Origin of the sequence: Clostridium sp. BJN0001 (genome assembly GCF_022869825.1) — a bacterium.
Taxonomy (GTDB): Bacteria; Bacillota; Clostridia; order Clostridiales; family Clostridiaceae; genus Clostridium.
Genome location: NZ_CP094971.1, coordinates 2,201,098 through 2,218,266, shown reverse-complemented (window position 1 = coordinate 2,218,266; position 17,169 = coordinate 2,201,098). Strand labels below are relative to the sequence as shown.

Genomic DNA, 17,169 nt, shown 5'->3' with positions numbered 1-17,169 from the left:
TATAATACGAGAGGAGAAAAATTCTGTGTTTAAAAATTTAAATTACGATTTAGAAAGAGTGTTAAAAGAAGATCCGGCTGCTAAAAGCAAAATTGAAGTGTTTCTGCTTTATCCATGCGTTCATGCAGTTATAGCATATAGAATAGCACATTTATTTTATAAGCATAAAAGATTTTTTATTGCAAGACTCATATCTCAGATTTCAAGATGGCTTACAGGTATAGAAATTCATCCAGGAGCAACAATAGGAAGAGGACTTTTTATAGATCATGGAATGGGTGTAGTAATTGGAGAAACAGCTGAAGTAGGCGATAATGTTACTTTATATCATGGCGTTACCCTTGGAGGTACAGGTAAAAATCAGGGAAAAAGACATCCAACAATAGGAAATAACGTTATGATAGGAACAGGTGCTAAAGTGTTAGGGCCTATAAATGTATGCGATAATGCAAAAGTTGGAGCTAATGCTGTAGTTGTAAAAGATGTACCTGAATATGCAACAGCTGTAGGTGTACCTGCTAAAAATATTATAAGAAATAGAAAAAAGCCAGCTACTATTATAGAAATAAGAGATATAAATGGAAAAAGAAAAAATATTTTTAATCAGATGGTTATATAAACACAGAAATTTATTAACAGCAATAGATAATATTTGATAGTTTAAATAGGAACTGATATGTTATTTTATAATATATCAGTTCTTTATTATATAAAATTATAGATAAAATATAATGTAATTTTTTAATATAATATAAAAATTGCATATGAAAAGGAAAAAATATATAATAGAACAGTATAATTAAAAAAAAGGAGTGTAGGGTAAGTATGTTATCACCAGTTGCAGTAAAACTTTTCAGAATTCTGCCAAAAGGTATACTTCTAAAGTTAGTAAAAACTATAGTAAATTATTATATTGGAAAATATGCTGATATTAAAATATCAGGAATGGAAAACATTGATGATGTGAAAAAGTCAAGAATATTTATATGCAATCATTTAAGTAATTCTGATGGACTTTTATTATCTAAAATACTAAAAGAAAAAAGTGATCCATATTTTATAGCAGGTATAAAATTATCTAATGATCCTCTTACAAGTTTAGGAGCCGATATAGTAAAACATATTAATATAAAGCCAAATTCAGCTGATAAAGATGCTATTACAAAGATTGTAAAAACTTTAAAGGCAGGAGAAGATATTTTAATTTTCCCAGAAGGGACAAGAAGTAGAACAGGTCAGATGATAAAAGGAAAAAAAGGAATATTACTTTTTACAAAAATGACAAAAGCAACTGTTATTCCTATAGGAATGACTGGTTCAGAAAAACTTTTACCTATAGCCGAAGATGGAGATATGGCTTCAGAAAAATGGCATAATGCACAGATTAATATAAAAATAGGAAAGAAAGTTGAATTCCCTAAAAAGAGTAAGGAAGAGGACAAACATGAATATGAAGATAAATGTATGGACATATTAATGAAAGGAATAGCAAACCTTCTTCCAGAAGATTATAGAGGAGTATATAAGTAGCAAGAGGAGATCGTATGAGAGATAGTACAAAAAAAATTATGGATATATTAGAAAAAACGTATCCTGATGCGAAATGTTCACTTAAGTTTGAAACACCATTTCAGCTTCTTGTTGCTACAATTTTGTCTGCACAGACAACAGATAAGAAAGTTAATGAGGTTACAGAAGAACTATTTAAAGATTATCCTGACGATGATTCTTTTCTTAATATAAGTAAAGAAGAACTAGAAAATAGGATAAAAAAGATAGGACTTTATAAAAATAAATCAAAAAATCTTTTAGCTATGGCAAAAAAACTTAAAGAAGATTTTAATGGAGAGGTTCCAAGGACTATTAAAGAAATAACATCTCTTCAAGGTGCCGGAAGAAAAACTGCAAATGTAGTTTTATCTAATGCATTTAATATACCTGCAATTGCAGTTGATACTCATGTATTTAGAGTTTCTAATAGACTTGGACTTGCTAGTGCAGATAATGTTTTAGAAACAGAAAAACAGCTTCAAAAGGAAATTCCTAAAGAAAAATGGACTAAAATGCATCATGTTCTAATATTTCATGGAAGAAATCTTTGCACAGCTAGAAATCCCAAATGTGGTGAGTGCCCTGTAAAAGGTTTATGTAAATATAACAAATAAAAATGAACCACTTCTTATACTATTTTATATGAGGGTGGTTCTTTTAAATTAAATAATTATTTTATAAAATAAAATAAGAAAAAATTTGGAGGTATCTTAATGAAAATTGGAGTTATAATGGGCGGAATCTCTTCAGAAAGAGAAGTTTCTCTTAAAAGTGGAGAGGCAGTAATTGAAAACCTTGATAAAAATAAATATGAAGTAGAAAAAATAGTTATTGATAAAAAAGAAGATGTTATTAAAAAAGTAAATGGTATAGATTTTGCACTTTTAGCATTACATGGCAAGTTTGGAGAAGATGGAACTATACAGGCAGTATTAGAAACAATGGGGATACCTTATTCAGGCTGTGGACCTTTAAGCAGTGGAATGTGTATGGATAAAGATATTTCAAAAGCAGTATTAAAATCTTCTGGAATAAGAACAGCTCCTTGGATTAATATAATAAAAAATGAAGAGATTGATTATGAAGAAATTAAAAAATTAGGATATCCTGTAGTAGTAAAGCCTACTCATGGTGGTTCAAGTGTTGCAACATCAATAGTAAAAGATTCAAAAGAAATAGAATCATCTGTAAAGGAAGCTTTTAAATGGGACAATGAAGTTATTATTGAAAAATTTATAGAGGGTGAAGAAATAGCATGTCCTGTTTATAACAACAAAATGCTTCCAGTTATAGCTATAAAGCCTAATTCGGAATTTTTTGATTATAAAGCAAAATATACAGACGGCGGTGCAACTGAAGTTGTTGTTACTCTTTCGAAAGAACTTAATAAAGAAGTTGAAAAAATGGCACTTGAGACTTATAAGGCATTAAAGTGCGAAGTTTATTCAAGAGTAGATATGATAATAACTCCAGAAAAAGTTCCATATATTCTTGAAGTAAATACACTTCCAGGAATGACTAATAGCAGTCTTATTCCAAAGAGTGCTAAAGCTATAAATATAACATTTCCTAAACTTCTTGATATGATAATTGAAGATTCTATGAAAATAGATAGGTAATAAACATTATATTGTGATTTATATATAAATTTTGTTTTCATTAAAAAGAGTTCATGCTAAAAAGCAGCATGAGCTCTTTTATTTTAAAAATTATTTAAATTTTCATTAAAAAAATATAATAAGATTCATGTTTTTTTATAAAAAATAATATTATAGTGTGTAAGATTATTTTTTTGGGAGGACATATGCAAAATAAAAACCCAAGGAGTCTATTTGGTATAGATATTAATGAATATACAAAAAATGTAAACTTTAATATTCTTGCAAGTAAAATAGATTTTCTTTATGTAAGGGCATCTGGTTCTGCAACTGGAAGTTTCAGAGTTGATAAAAAATTTATAAACTATGCACAGGAAAGTAAAAAATATGGAATACCTGTAGGAGCATATCATTTTGGAGTTCCGTCATACGATTTAACTGATGCAGATAGACAGTGTGACGATTTTATAGATACACTTCAAAAAGGATTTGGTTCTAAAAATTATGGAAATTTATTTCCTGTTCTTGATGTTGAAACACCAATAGATAAACTTATAAGTGTTAGTGTACTTTTGAATTGGATACAAAGATTTACAAAACGTTTTGAAGCTAAAACTAGAAGAAAATTGATGTTATATACAGGTTTATTTTTTATCCAGCTTTATAATAATTTTTATATTGAAGGACAAGGATATCCTTTAAAAAATATGATACTTTGGATAGCTATGTATCAAAACATACCACAAAATCCACCTATTCCTCCGGATATTGGAGGATGGACAAAATGGAGAATGTGGCAGTTCACTGATTCAAAAATAGTTGAAGGTACAGGAAATCCTGTAGATGCAAATTGGGGACCAAATAGTATTGATCTATTAGTTCAGCCAGATGCGGTTTCAGGTTTGTCTTCGTACAAACAAAATGGAAATATATATGTTTCATGGAATAAAAATAAAGATATTGATCTTTTAGGATATAATATTTTTATTAATGGTGAATATATTGCTACGGTAGATGAAAAAACTACGAAGTATGTAATCTCATATAGTACGGCTTCTAAGTATGCAAATAAAAAAATAATTATATCGATGGAAGCCTTTGATTATGATGGTGAAGCATCACAGACAAGAACAAAAATAACTTTATAAAATACTTTGATTTGGGCTGTTATAAAGCATTTAATAATGTAGGTTACAGCCCTTATAAAGTATGATATAATATTACTGGAATTATAAAAAATATCTTCTATGGAAGGAGATTTAATGTGGGAAAAAGATTGGAAAAGAGAAAGACTAGAAGAAAAAAAATCATTCCTAAAATGAGAGTTACTAAAAAAAGAATTGTTGGAATATTTATTTTTATATTTTTATGTATTACAGGTGTTTTAGGATATTCTGTTTCTGTAAACGGAGAAGTAAAAAAATGGGATGACAAAATTTATCCAGGTGTATGTGTTGATGGCATAGATGTTGGAGGAATGACAGAACAAGAAGCAGTGGACAAGCTAGATGATGTGTTTGACGATGTTGCTGCCAATAAAAAAATCACTATAAATTTAAATGATGATACATATTATTTAAATTATAAAGATATAGGACTTAATTATGATACTGAAGGTGGAGCAAAAAAAGCTCTTGATTTTGGAAAAGATTATTCAAGCTTTATGAAATATAGAAAAATCAAAGAAGAGAATTGCAACGAAAAGAACATAGCTATAGATTTTTCTTATGATGAAGAAAAAATAAGTCATTTTATATCTGATATTAAAAGTAAAGAGGATAATGATCCTGTGAATGCATCTATAGATTATGATGGAAAAACTATTAAAATTGAAGATGGAAAGTCTGGCAAAGTAATAGATGAAGATGATCTTATTTCTAAGATAAAAAGTGCTATAAGCGGAAAAATTGATCAAGATGATGAAATCACAATACTGCTTGAAGAAAAGAATCCAAAGATAACAAAAGATGATTTATCATCTATAAATGGAGTTATTGGAAACTTTTCAACTTCATATGGTACATCTGCACCAGGAAGAAGTACAAACATCGAACTTGCAACTAAAAAGATTGATGGTACAGTATTAATGCCTGGAGAAGAATTTAGTTTTAATGAAGTAGTTGGTCCAAGAACAGTAGAAAGAGGATTTAAAGAAGCAGGAACATATGTTGGAAATAAAGTAGAACCAGGAATAGGTGGAGGAGTATGTCAGGTATCAACAACTCTTTATAGAGCTGTTATGAGAGCTAATTTAAGACCTACTGAGCGTACAAATCATTCACTTCGTGCAGGATATTCAAAACTTGGTCTTGATGCAACTGTTTCATACGGAACACTTGACTATAAGTTTAAAAACAACTATGATTTTCCTATATATATTCAGGGAAGTACAAAGGGAAAAGTAATAACATACAATATACTTGGAAATGTTGATGTTATGGATGGAAAGACTTATGATATGGATAGTGAAATAGTAGAGACTATTCCACCTGAAGCAATTATTACTGATGATCCAACTCTTAATGAAGGAGAAGAAGTAATTGATAGTGCTGGAACTCCGGGATATAAAGTTAATTCTTATCAAATAACATATGAAGATGGAAAAGAAGTTAAAAGAGAAAAAATGTATACAGACACATACTTATCTATAGAATCACAAGTTAGAAAAGGAACTAAAAAGCCTGAGGAAACACAAAATAGTGATACTGAGGCATCACAAGGCAATGCTGATCAAAATGCTATTAGTAAACCTTCAGAGTCTGAAAGTACTGATTCTAATACATTACCAGATCCTTTAACACCATCAGAAGTAACAAATTAGAAAAATAGGAAGGTGTAATTTTGAATTTTAATATAGTTATGTATCAGCCAGAGATACCACAAAATACTGGTAATATTGCAAGGACATGCGTTCTTACAGATTGCAAACTTCATCTTATAAAACCATTAGGTTTTGATATAAGCGATAAGAGAATGAAAAGAGCAGGACTTGACTACTGGAGTGAACTTGATGTTGAAGTACATGAAAGTTATGAAGACTTTTTAAAGAAATATGGAAATGAAAGAATATTTTTAGCAACAACACATGGAAACACTTATTTTGATCAAGTTGAACTTAAAAAGGGAGACTTTATAATGTTTGGAAGAGAAACTTGTGGAGTTCCTGAAGATGTTCATAAAAATCATAAAAATATAAGAGTACCTATGATAAAAACAAGTACAAGAAGTCTTAATTTATCAAATACAGTTGCTATAGTTGCATATGAAGGATTAAGACAAATAGGTTATCCTAATATGAAGTAACATATTCTTTATTATGAATTGAGGTGAAAAGGAAATCTTGAAAAATGTATTTTGCAGTGATTCTCTAAATAAGGGAAAAGAGTTTACTAAAAGTTATGAGATACATTATTATGATGTGTCAACTGATCAAAAGTGTAAACTTACATCAATTATTAATTTTATATGTGACATTGGAACACAGCATTCTGAAAAACTTGATGTTGGATTATCGTATTTGAATGAAAACAAGTATGGATGGGTATTTTATAAATATGATATTAATGTCTATAGATATCCTTTGTTCGGAGAAACAATAAGTATTACTACTAGAGTTACAGGGATAAGAACATTTTATGCACCAAGAGAGTATATCATAAAGGATGAAAAAGGAAATGTAATAGCTGATGGAAAAGCACTGTTTTTCCTTATAAATACTGAGAAAAGAAGGCCTTCACGAGTTCCATGCGAAATCTTTAAGGCTTATGGAATTGAAAAAAATTTAGAATGTAAAATAGATACTGAAAAACTTCATAAACCAGATACTATTGATTATCAGAAAGATTTTTATATAAGACATAGTGATATAGATACTAATAAGCATGTAAATAATGAAAAATATGTTGAGTGGGCACTTGAAGCTGTGCCATCTGATATTTTAGATAACTATGAAATTCATAATATAAAAGTACTATTTGAAAAAGAAACAAAGTATGGAGATAAAATAACAGCAACTGCTAAAATTGATAAGACTAATAAAGAAACTTTAAAGTCTCATCATACAATAATAAGTAGTGCATCAAAAGAACTTACCATACTTGAGATAGAGTGGAAAAGAAAATAATTTATAATCAAATCTGAATGGAGAATAGATTAATGGAAAAGATTAAAATAATTACTGACAGCACAGCAGATCTTCCAAAAGATGTATGCAGAAAATATGATATTGAAGTTTTACCATTAGTAATTAATTTTGGTGAAGATTCTTATTTAGATGGAGTGGAGATAACTCCAAAAGAAATTTTTGAAAAAATAGATAATGGAAGTGTTATGCCTACTACAGCACAGGTAATACCTTCTAGATTTGAAAAAGCTTATAAAAAATATTTAGATGAGGGATATAAGATAATATCAATTCATATTTCTTCTGATATGAGCGGCACATATAATTCAGCATGTATTGCAAAATCTATGCTTGAAAGTGATGATATTAAAGTTATAGATTCAAAAGTTGTTACTTTAGCACTTGGAGCATTAGTTTATAAGGCAGCAATTCTTAAAGAAAAAGGTAAAACTTTTAGTGAAATTGTAAATGAATTAGAAATTGCTAAAGGAAAGTTAAAATTATCAACATGTTTTCAGTCATTAGATTATCTTATAAAAGGTGGTAGAATTTCAAAAACTGCAGGTATTATAGGCAATGTTCTTGGAATTAAACTTATAGTAAATATACAAGATGGTATGATGGGCGTAAAAGACAAGGTAAGAGGAAATAAAAAGGCAACAAAAAAAATACTTGAGGAACTTGAGAATGTAAAGATGGATAAGGATGTTCCTGTATTTTTAATAGAAGCAGGAAATAAAGAAATACAAGATGTATTAATAAAAAACCTTGAAGATGAAGATATACCATTTATTGAATCACCAATAGGAAGTACTGTTTCTATTCATGCTGGTCCTAATGTGGCAGGAATAGCTTTTTTGATGGAATAAATATTATATAAATTAAACATTTGTTAAAAATATTTAATTTATGTCAAAAAAATTTGCTTAAAGCCTTTTAAAATTACAAAAGGTGTTTTATAATAATAGATGTGGGACATATTTATATAGTATGGGACGCACATTGACCAAAGGGGTGCATGAAGTGCAGGAAATATTGAAACTAGAGAAAAAAATAGTTCCTGAACTGGTAGATACTTTAGAAAAAAGATATCGTATTTTAAAAACCATTTTTCATAATCAGCCTATAGGGCGAAGGTCATTGTCAGAAAAGCTTTCAGTAGGAGAGAGAACAGTCAGAAATGAAGTTTGTTTTCTAAGGGATGAAGATCTTATAGAAATAAATCCAGAAGGTATGACAGTTACAGAAGATGGCGAAGAAATAATCCAGAAGCTCAGCAATTTTATTCATGAAATTAAAGGATTATCAGAAATAGAAGCTTCAATTGAGAAACTTTTAAATCTGAGAAAAGTTATTGTAGTTCCAGGAAATGTTGAAGAAAATGGTCTTGTTTTGAAAGATTTAGGTAAAGCATGTTCAGAATATCTTAAAGAAATTATAAAAGATAATGATATTGTTGCTTTAACAGGAGGAAGTACAATAAAGGAAGTTATTGAAGCATTCCCTAAAATAACAACTTTATCAAACATCCAAGTAGTGCCTGCAAGGGGCGGTATGGGAAAAAAAGTTGAAACTCAAGCTAGCACATTAGCGGCTTTATTAGCTAAAAAGTTAAATGGAACATATAAAATGCTCCATGTTTCTGAAAACTTAAGCTTTGATATTTTAAATACACTTCTTAAGCAGAAAGATGTAAAGGAAGTTACAGATAAAATAAAAAAAGCTGATATATTATTATATGGAGTAGGAAACGCATTAGAGATGGCTAGAAAGCGTGGAATATCAGAAGATAAAATTAATGATCTGATAAAAAATGGAGCAGTAGGAGAGGCTTTTGGATGTTATTTTGACAAAGACTCACATATTATTTCAGAAACTACCACAATTGGAATCAAAATCAACGAAGCTAGAAAAATAAAAACACATATTGCGGTTGCTGGTGGGAAAAATAAAATTGAGTCGATTATAGCTACTGAATTTAATGATGTTAATGGTGTGCTTGTTACTGATGAAGGAGCAGCATATGGAATAATTAACAGATTAAAGTTAGAGCATAATTTAAATTAGTTTGTAAAATTTATTTTATAAAAAATTACAAAGCATTATTAGGAGGTAATTGTAAAATGGTAAAAGTAGCAATTAATGGTTTTGGACGTATTGGACGTCTTGCATTCAGACAAATGTTCGGAGCAGAAGGTTATGAAGTAGTTGCAATCAACGACTTAACTAGCCCAAGAATGTTAGCTCATTTATTAAAGTATGATTCATCACAGGGAAGATACGCTTTAGCTGATAAAGTTACAGCTGGAGAAGATTCTATTACAGTTGATGGAAAGACAATCAAGATCTATGCTGAAAAAGATGCAAAGGATCTTCCATGGGGAAAAATCGGAGTAGATGTAGTTCTTGAATGTACAGGATTCTATACTTCAAAAGCTAAGGCTTCTGCTCATATCGAAGCAGGTGCTAAGAAAGTTGTTATTTCAGCACCAGCAGGTAACGATCTTCCAACAGTAGTTTATAGCGTAAATGAAAATGTATTAAAGGCTTCAGATACAGTTATTTCAGCTGCATCTTGTACTACAAACTGCTTAGCTCCAATGGCTAACACTTTAAACAACTTAGCTAAGATTAAAAAAGGATACATGACTACAATCCATGCTTATACTGGAGATCAAATGACTCTTGATGGACCTCAGAGAAAAGGTGATTTAAGAAGATCAAGAGCTGCTGCAGTTAACATAGTACCAAACTCAACTGGTGCTGCAAAAGCAATTGGATTAGTTATTCCAGAATTATTAGGAGTATTAGACGGATGTGCACAGAGAGTTCCAGTTCCAACTGGTTCATTAACTCAGTTAGTTGCTATCGTTAACGGTAAAGTAACTGAAGAAGAAGTAAACGCAGCTATGAAAGCAGCTAAATCTGATTCATTTGGTTACACTGAAGAAGAATTAGTTTCTTCTGATATCGTAGGAATCAAGTATGGTTCTTTATTCGATGCTACTCAGACAAAAGTTATGGATTTAGGCGATGGAACAACTTTAGTTAAAGTAGTTTCATGGTATGATAACGAAAATTCATACACTAGCCAGATGGTTAGAACAATCAAGTACTTTGCTGAATTAAAGTAATTTGATACTTAATAAGGATTCGTTGTTTGAAAAAGCATTCTTATAAGGTCCTTTAATGGGTCCGGTCTCTAAGGTTTAACTTATAAGGCCGGGCTCATTTTCAGATATATGAAAATTATGAGGTGAAAAATATGAATTATAATAAAAAGACTATCGAAGATATAGAAGTATCTGGTAAAAAAGTATTAGTAAGATGTGATTTTAATGTACCATTAAAAGACGGAAAAATTACTGATGAAAATAGATTAGTTGGAGCTATGCCAACAATAAAATATTTAGTAGAACATAATGCAAAAGTAATCTTATGTTCTCATATGGGAAAACCAAAGGGTGAACCAAAGCCTGAATTATCTTTAGCACCAGTTGCTAAGAGATTAAGCGAAATGCTTGGAAAAGAAGTAAAATTTGCTCCAGATGATAATGTTGTAGGAGAAAATGCTAAAAAGGCTATAGCAGAAATGAAAGACGGAGACGTTGTTTTACTTGAAAATACTAGATACAGAAAAGAAGAAACTAAGAATGGAGAAGAATTCTCTAAAGAATTAGCAAGTCTTGCTGAAGTATTTGTTAATGATGCATTTGGAACAGCTCATAGAGCTCATTGTTCAACTGTAGGTGTTACAGATTACTTAAAGACTGCAGTATGTGGATATTTAATTCAGAAAGAATTAAAGTTCTTAGGAAATGCCGTTGAAAATCCAGAAAGACCATTTGTTGCAATTTTAGGAGGAGCTAAAGTTTCTGATAAAATCGCAGTTATAAATAATCTTTTAGATAAAGTAAACACTATCATAATTGGTGGAGGAATGGCTTATACATTCTTAAAAGCTCAAGGATTTAAAATCGGATCTTCATTAGTTGAAGCAGATAGATTAGACTATGCTAAAGATATGATAGAAAAAGCTAAGGAAAAGGGAGTTAAATTCTTATTACCAGTTGACCACAGAGTAGCAACTGAATTTAAGGATGTAAAAGCTACAGTAACTGAAGATGAAAACATTCCAGATGGAAATATGGGATTAGATATAGGACCTAAAACAGAAGAATTATATGCAGAAGCTATTAAAGATGCTAAGACTGTTGTATGGAATGGACCTATGGGAGTATTTGAATTTGAAAACTACAATAAGGGAACTATTGCAGTAGCTAAGGCTATGGCAGATTCAAATGCAACAACTATAATAGGTGGAGGAGACTCTGCAGCTGCTGTTAATACTTTAGGATTTGGAAACAAGATGACTCATATATCTACTGGTGGTGGAGCTTCTCTTGAATTCTTAGAAGGAAAAGTATTACCAGGAATCGCAGCATTAAATGACTAATTTTTAATTTGAAATATAAAGCACTTAACAAACAAAATAAATTTTGAGGTGAAAATAATGTCTAGAAAAGCAATAATTGCAGGTAACTGGAAAATGAATAAAACTGTTGATGAAGCAGTTAAAGTTGTTAAAGAATTAGCTCCACTTGTTAAGGATGCAAAATGTGATGTAGTAATCTGCCCAACATTTGTATGCTTAGATGCAGTAAAAAAAGCTGTAGAAGGAACTAACATAAAGATAGGTGCACAGAACATGCACTTTGAAGAAAGCGGAGCATTTACAGGAGAAGTTTCTCCAAGTATGCTTGAAACTTTAGGAATTGACTATGTAATTTTAGGACATAGTGAAAGAAGAACTTATTTTAATGAAACTGATTCAGCATTAAATAAGAAAGTTAAAAAGGCTTTTGAGCATAATTTACTTCCAATTCTTTGCTGTGGAGAAACTTTAGAACAGAGAGAAAGCGGAATTACTAACGACTTTATCGCTATTCAGATTAAGAGTGATTTAGCAGGATTAACTAAAGAACAGGCTGAAAAAGTTGTTATAGCTTACGAACCAATCTGGGCTATAGGAACAGGAAAGACTGCAACTAAGGAACAAGCTAATGAAACAATTGCAGCTATAAGAAACGTAGTAGCTGGAATGTTTGGAAAAGAAGTTGCAGACAAAGTAAGAATCCAATACGGTGGATCTGTTAAACCAAATACAATTAAAGAGCAAATGGCTATGTCTGACATAGACGGCGCTTTAGTTGGAGGAGCAAGCCTTAAAGCAGAAGACTTCTCTAAGATTGTTAATTATTAATCTATAGTAATTAATAGATAGAATACACAACATTAGAATTTGCTTACATAAATATTTAATTTATGTAAGCAAGTTCTTAGTGTTGTGTATTTTTTTATTTAAAAAGTAAAATTATATGGAAAAAATGTTTGTCATATTTCAAAAAAGAGAATATAATATAATTAAACATATGAGCATATATTCATATGAGCAGAGGAGGAACAGAAAATGAAAAAAGATGAAAATGGGATTGAATCATGTAATACAACGTGTATACATGAAGATGTAGTAAATAAAGTTAAATCAGAAATACCAGATGATGAAATTTTATATGATCTAGCGGAGCTTTTTAAGACATTTGGAGATTCAACAAGAGTAAAAATTATTTGTGCACTTTTTCAGTCTGAAATGTGTGTATGTGATTTAGCATCAGTGCTTTCACTTTCGCAGTCTGCGGTATCTCATCAGCTTAGAATATTAAAACAGACTAGACTTGTAAAATTTAGAAGAAACGGTAAAGTCGTTTACTATTCATTAGATGATGACCATATAAAAGAAATATTTAATCAAGGATTTAACCATATAACAGAGTAGATGTTATAGATGAAGATAAAATAAAGTTTGGAGTTGAGGAATATGAAAAGTACAATAAAACTCTTTCTTAAAGGTCTTGGATGTGCAAACTGTGCAAATAAAATTGAGGCTAAGGTGAAGAAATTAGAAGAAATAGATGAAGCAGCATTAAATTTTTCCTTAAGTGTATTGCAGATTGAACTAGAAGATGAAAATCAGAAAGATATAGTTATTGATAAAGTAAAAAAAATAGTAAAGGAAATAGAAAAAGATGTAATTGTATCAGAGTATGATGCTGAAAATATAAGAAATAATAAATCATGTAATTTAAAGGAATGTAGAGAAGAAAATAAATTTAAGGCAGTTGTATTTAAAAATAAATGCCTATTTATAGCAATAGCTGTTTATATTTTTGCTTTTATATTAAAGAAAAACAGCAGTATATCATTTGTTTTATTTATGATAAGTTATCTTTTAGCTGGATACGAAGTCCTTTCTTCAGCTTTAAAAAATATCACAAAGTGTAAAATATTTGATGAAAATTTTCTTATGGCGCTTGCAACTGTTGGAGCACTTATAATTGGACAATATAGTGAAGCTGTAGCAGTTATGTTATTTTATCAGCTTGGAGAAATGCTTGAGGATATGGCTGTCGACCATTCAAAAAATTCAATCAAATCATTGTTAAAAGTAAAAGCAAATTATGCAAATGTTATTAAAAATGGAACTGAAATTAAAGTCTTTCCTGAAGATGTTGATATTTCTGATATTATATTATTAAAACCAGGTGAAAGAGTTCCTTTGGATGGTATAGTTCTTGAAGGAAATGGCAATATAGATACATCAGCTCTTACAGGAGAATCATATCCCAAATATGTTTCTAAAAATGATGAAGTATTATCAGGATGTATAAATTTAAATTCTATTCTTAAATTAAAAGTTACTAAAAAACTTAATGAATCAACTATAACAAGGATATTAAATCTTGTTCAAAATGCAGGAAATAAGAAAGCAAAAACAGAAAAATTTATAACTAAGTTCTGTAAATTCTATACACCAGCAGTTGTATTTTTAGCTTTAGCAATTTCTATAATTCCACCAATTATTTTAAATCAATCATTCTCTATATGGGTATATAGAGCATTATTATTTTTAGTGGTTTCGTGTCCATGTGCACTTGTTATTTCAGTACCTCTTACACTTTTCTCGGGTATAGGTAAAGCCTCTAAAAATGGAATACTTGTAAAAGGAGGAAATTATTTAGAATCATTAAAAAATGTAGGAGTTGTTGTATTTGATAAAACAGGAACACTTACAAAGGGAACATTTAAAGTTTCAAAAATAATTCCGGAAGAAATTTCAGAAGAAGAAATTTTGAAAAAAGCTGCAATAGCAGAGAACTTCTCAAATCATCCTATAGCAAAATCAATAGTAAAAGCATATGGAAAAATAATTTCAAAAGATGATATTAAAGATTATAAAGAAATTTCAGGCTTTGGTATTTCAGGAATTATTGAAGGAAGTAATACTTTAGTTGGAAATATAAAGCTTATGAAAAAAAATAATATAAATGTTCCCAAAATTGATACAGCAGGAACTATAATATACGTTGCTGTAAACAAAAAATATGTTGGAAGTATAATAATTGAAGATGAGATAAAAGAAGATTCAAAAGAAGCTATCTCACTACTTAAAACATTAGGAATACGTAAAACTGTAATGCTTACAGGAGATAATGAAAAATCTGCTAAAAAAACAGCAGAAATTGTTGGAGTAGATGAATATCTATCTTCACTTCTTCCAGAGGATAAAGTTAAAAAATTAGAGGAATTAATTAATAATCAAAAAGATAATAAGAAAGTAGTATTTGTTGGAGATGGCATTAATGATGCACCTGTACTTGCAAGAGCTGATATAGGAATAGCTATGGGAGGAATTGGCTCAGATGCAGCAGTTGAAGCAGCGGATGTTATTTTAATGAAAGACAAGCCTAAGTCACTAGCTGATGCTATAAAAATAGCTATAAGAACTAATATTATATTAAAAGAAAATATATTTTTCTCACTTGGAGTAAAGATACTCGTATTGATTTTTGGAGCTTTAGGATTTGCAACAATGTGGGAAGCAGTTTTTGCTGATGTTGGAGTTACATTAATTGCTGTAATTAATTCAATGAGAGCATTTAAGTAAATGACAAAGAATACAGGACAAATGACAAATTAAAGGGAATAGGCTCTGATTTTTAATCGAAATATTAAATATTTGAAAAAAGCAATTTTAGATTTAGTTAGAAACCTAAAATTGCTTTTCTTTTGTAATTTATTATTTAAAAGTCATGCATTAATTAATTTTTGAAATCTTATAAAAAAAATGTGATATAATTATAAATAAATTGTGTTAAAAAAATAACTAATATATAAATAGTATGATAAAATTGTATTAATATAATTTATATGATGTTTTTATAGATAAGGAGAGAAATATGTATAAAGATAAAAATATATCTATGGCAGTAATTAAGCGGCTGCCTAAATATTATAGATATCTTGGAGAGCTTGTAGAAAATGATATAGATAGAATTTCCTCAAAAGAATTAGGAGAAAAAATTGGATTTACAGCATCACAGATAAGGCAAGATCTTAATTGCTTTGGAGATTTTGGACAACAAGGATATGGATATAATGTAAAAGAATTATATAAAGCAGTAGGCTGTATTTTAGGTCTAGATAAAGAATATAAAACAGTTCTTGTAGGAGCTGGCAATATAGGCCAAGCTGTTTCAAATTATACAAGATTCGATAATCTCGGAGTAAAAATAGTTGATATATTTGATGCTAATCCTAAACTTATTGGAATGAAAATAAGAGATATTGAAATAAAAGATATAGACGTTATGGATAGTATACTTGAAAAAGATAAAGTCGATATAGGAATAATATGTGTCCCTAGAAAAAATGCTCAAAAAGTTGCAGATAATCTTATAAAAGGAGGAGTAAGGGCTATATGGAATTTTGCTCCTGTAGACTTGATAGTTCCTCCATATGTAAGGGTTGAAAACGTACATTTAAGTGAAAGTCTTATGACTCTTGTTTATTTATTAAATGAAGAAAAATAGCAGATTGACAAAAAGTCAATTTGACTTAATATTTTATTGCAAATAGTTGCTTTAAGTATTATAATTTTAGTTGAAGTGTAAAGCTTCAATTATTTTTGAGTATATTTGTTATAATATTAACAAAATCAAATTTTGTTTTTATAATTATTATAAATTATAAGGTTTAAAGGAGGATTATTACATGAAATTAGAAAATGTGATTCTTGAAAAAGAAGGACATTTAGCTATTGTAACTATTAACAGACCAAAAGCATTAAATGCATTAAATTCACAAACTTTAAAGGATTTAGATGTAGTAATGGATGATCTTGAGAAAGATACTGATATTTATGCAGTAATATTAACTGGTTCAGGTGAGAAATCATTTGTTGCTGGAGCTGATATTGCAGAAATGAAAGATTTAGATGAAAAGCAAGGAAGAGAATTTGGTATTTTAGGAAATAAAGTATTCAGAAGAATTGAAAAACTAGATAAGCCTGTAATTGCAGCCGTTAATGGATTTGCATTAGGTGGAGGATGCGAAATTTCTATGTCTTGTGATATTAGAATAGCTTCAGAAACAGCTTTATTTGGGCAGCCTGAAGCAGGTCTTGGAATAACTCCTGGATTTGGAGGCACTCAAAGACTCTCAAGAATAGTAGGCCTTGGAAAAGCAAAAGAAATGATTTATACAGCTAAAAATATTAAGGCTGATGAAGCATACAGAATAGGACTTGTAAATAAAGTAGTTCCTCTTGAAAACTTAATGGATGAAGCAAAGGCTATGGCAAGCAAAATAATGCGTAATGCACCAGTTGCAGTTAAGTTATGTAAAGACGCAATAAATAGAGGCATGCAGGTAGATATAGATACTGCTGTTAATATAGAATCAGAAGATTTTGGTAAATGCTTTGCAACAGAAGATCAAAAAGAAGGAATGTCAGCATTCCTTGAAAGAAGAAAAGAAAAAAATTTCAAAAATAAATAA

17 protein-coding genes are annotated in these 17,169 nt (G+C 29.7%); all 17 read left to right on the top strand.

What is annotated here, in order from left to right; translation table 11 throughout:
• Nucleotides 1-25 precede the first annotated feature (25 nt).
• Complete coding sequence (epsC, locus tag MTX53_RS10875) at nucleotides 26-619, top strand: serine O-acetyltransferase EpsC (protein ID WP_244833803.1); 594 nt, start codon at nucleotides 26-28, stop codon at nucleotides 617-619.
• Between the two features lie 206 nt (nucleotides 620-825).
• Nucleotides 826-1,530 carry a lysophospholipid acyltransferase family protein gene (locus MTX53_RS10870; protein ID WP_244833802.1) on the top strand — a complete coding sequence of 235 codons (705 nt, stop codon included), beginning with the start codon at nucleotides 826-828 and terminating at the stop codon, nucleotides 1,528-1,530.
• Between the two features lie 14 nt (nucleotides 1,531-1,544).
• On the top strand, nucleotides 1,545-2,165 hold the full coding sequence (gene nth, locus MTX53_RS10865; RefSeq protein WP_244833801.1) for an endonuclease III: 621 nt from the start codon (nucleotides 1,545-1,547) through the stop codon (nucleotides 2,163-2,165).
• Nucleotides 2,166-2,264: 99 nt separating this feature from the next.
• Nucleotides 2,265-3,170 carry a D-alanine--D-alanine ligase gene (locus MTX53_RS10860; protein WP_244833800.1) on the top strand — a complete coding sequence of 302 codons (906 nt, stop codon included), beginning with the start codon at nucleotides 2,265-2,267 and terminating at the stop codon, nucleotides 3,168-3,170.
• A 185-nt stretch (nucleotides 3,171-3,355) separates the two neighbouring features.
• Complete coding sequence (locus MTX53_RS10855; protein WP_244833799.1) at nucleotides 3,356-4,297, top strand: glycoside hydrolase family 25 protein; 942 nt, start codon at nucleotides 3,356-3,358, stop codon at nucleotides 4,295-4,297.
• Nucleotides 4,298-4,413: 116 nt separating this feature from the next.
• Nucleotides 4,414-5,970: a VanW family protein gene (locus MTX53_RS10850; protein ID WP_244833798.1), complete on the top strand. Its 1,557-nt coding sequence runs from the start codon at nucleotides 4,414-4,416 to the stop codon at nucleotides 5,968-5,970.
• Nucleotides 5,971-5,990: 20 nt separating this feature from the next.
• On the top strand, nucleotides 5,991-6,452 hold the full coding sequence (locus tag MTX53_RS10845; RefSeq protein WP_244833797.1) for a tRNA (cytidine(34)-2'-O)-methyltransferase: 462 nt from the start codon (nucleotides 5,991-5,993) through the stop codon (nucleotides 6,450-6,452).
• A gap of 37 nt (nucleotides 6,453-6,489) precedes the next feature.
• Nucleotides 6,490-7,272 carry an acyl-ACP thioesterase domain-containing protein gene (locus tag MTX53_RS10840; RefSeq protein WP_244833796.1) on the top strand — a complete coding sequence of 261 codons (783 nt, stop codon included), beginning with the start codon at nucleotides 6,490-6,492 and terminating at the stop codon, nucleotides 7,270-7,272.
• A gap of 32 nt (nucleotides 7,273-7,304) precedes the next feature.
• Nucleotides 7,305-8,141: a DegV family protein gene (locus MTX53_RS10835; protein ID WP_244833795.1), complete on the top strand. Its 837-nt coding sequence runs from the start codon at nucleotides 7,305-7,307 to the stop codon at nucleotides 8,139-8,141.
• Between the two features lie 121 nt (nucleotides 8,142-8,262).
• Nucleotides 8,263-9,339 carry a sugar-binding domain-containing protein gene (locus MTX53_RS10830; RefSeq protein WP_244833794.1) on the top strand — a complete coding sequence of 359 codons (1,077 nt, stop codon included), beginning with the start codon at nucleotides 8,263-8,265 and terminating at the stop codon, nucleotides 9,337-9,339.
• A gap of 56 nt (nucleotides 9,340-9,395) precedes the next feature.
• Nucleotides 9,396-10,406: a type I glyceraldehyde-3-phosphate dehydrogenase gene (gene gap, locus MTX53_RS10825; RefSeq protein ID WP_244833793.1), complete on the top strand. Its 1,011-nt coding sequence runs from the start codon at nucleotides 9,396-9,398 to the stop codon at nucleotides 10,404-10,406.
• A gap of 131 nt (nucleotides 10,407-10,537) precedes the next feature.
• The gene (locus tag MTX53_RS10820; RefSeq protein ID WP_244833792.1) at nucleotides 10,538-11,728 is read left to right on the top strand and encodes a phosphoglycerate kinase; all 1,191 of its coding nucleotides are present in this window, start codon (nucleotides 10,538-10,540) and stop codon (nucleotides 11,726-11,728) included.
• 57 nt (nucleotides 11,729-11,785) lie between these two features.
• Nucleotides 11,786-12,535, top strand: a complete 750-nt coding sequence (gene tpiA / locus MTX53_RS10815) for a triose-phosphate isomerase (protein WP_244833791.1) — start codon at nucleotides 11,786-11,788, stop codon at nucleotides 12,533-12,535.
• Between the two features lie 207 nt (nucleotides 12,536-12,742).
• A complete protein-coding gene (locus MTX53_RS10810) occupies nucleotides 12,743-13,108 on the top strand; it encodes a metalloregulator ArsR/SmtB family transcription factor (protein ID WP_244833790.1) in 366 nt (121 codons plus the stop codon).
• Between the two features lie 42 nt (nucleotides 13,109-13,150).
• Nucleotides 13,151-15,277, top strand: a complete 2,127-nt coding sequence (locus MTX53_RS10805; protein WP_244833789.1) for a heavy metal translocating P-type ATPase — start codon at nucleotides 13,151-13,153, stop codon at nucleotides 15,275-15,277.
• Nucleotides 15,278-15,569: 292 nt separating this feature from the next.
• Entirely contained in the window at nucleotides 15,570-16,202 is a 633-nt protein-coding gene (locus MTX53_RS10800; protein ID WP_244833788.1) for a redox-sensing transcriptional repressor Rex, read from the top strand.
• A 181-nt stretch (nucleotides 16,203-16,383) separates the two neighbouring features.
• On the top strand, nucleotides 16,384-17,169 hold the full coding sequence (locus MTX53_RS10795; protein WP_244833787.1) for a short-chain-enoyl-CoA hydratase: 786 nt from the start codon (nucleotides 16,384-16,386) through the stop codon (nucleotides 17,167-17,169).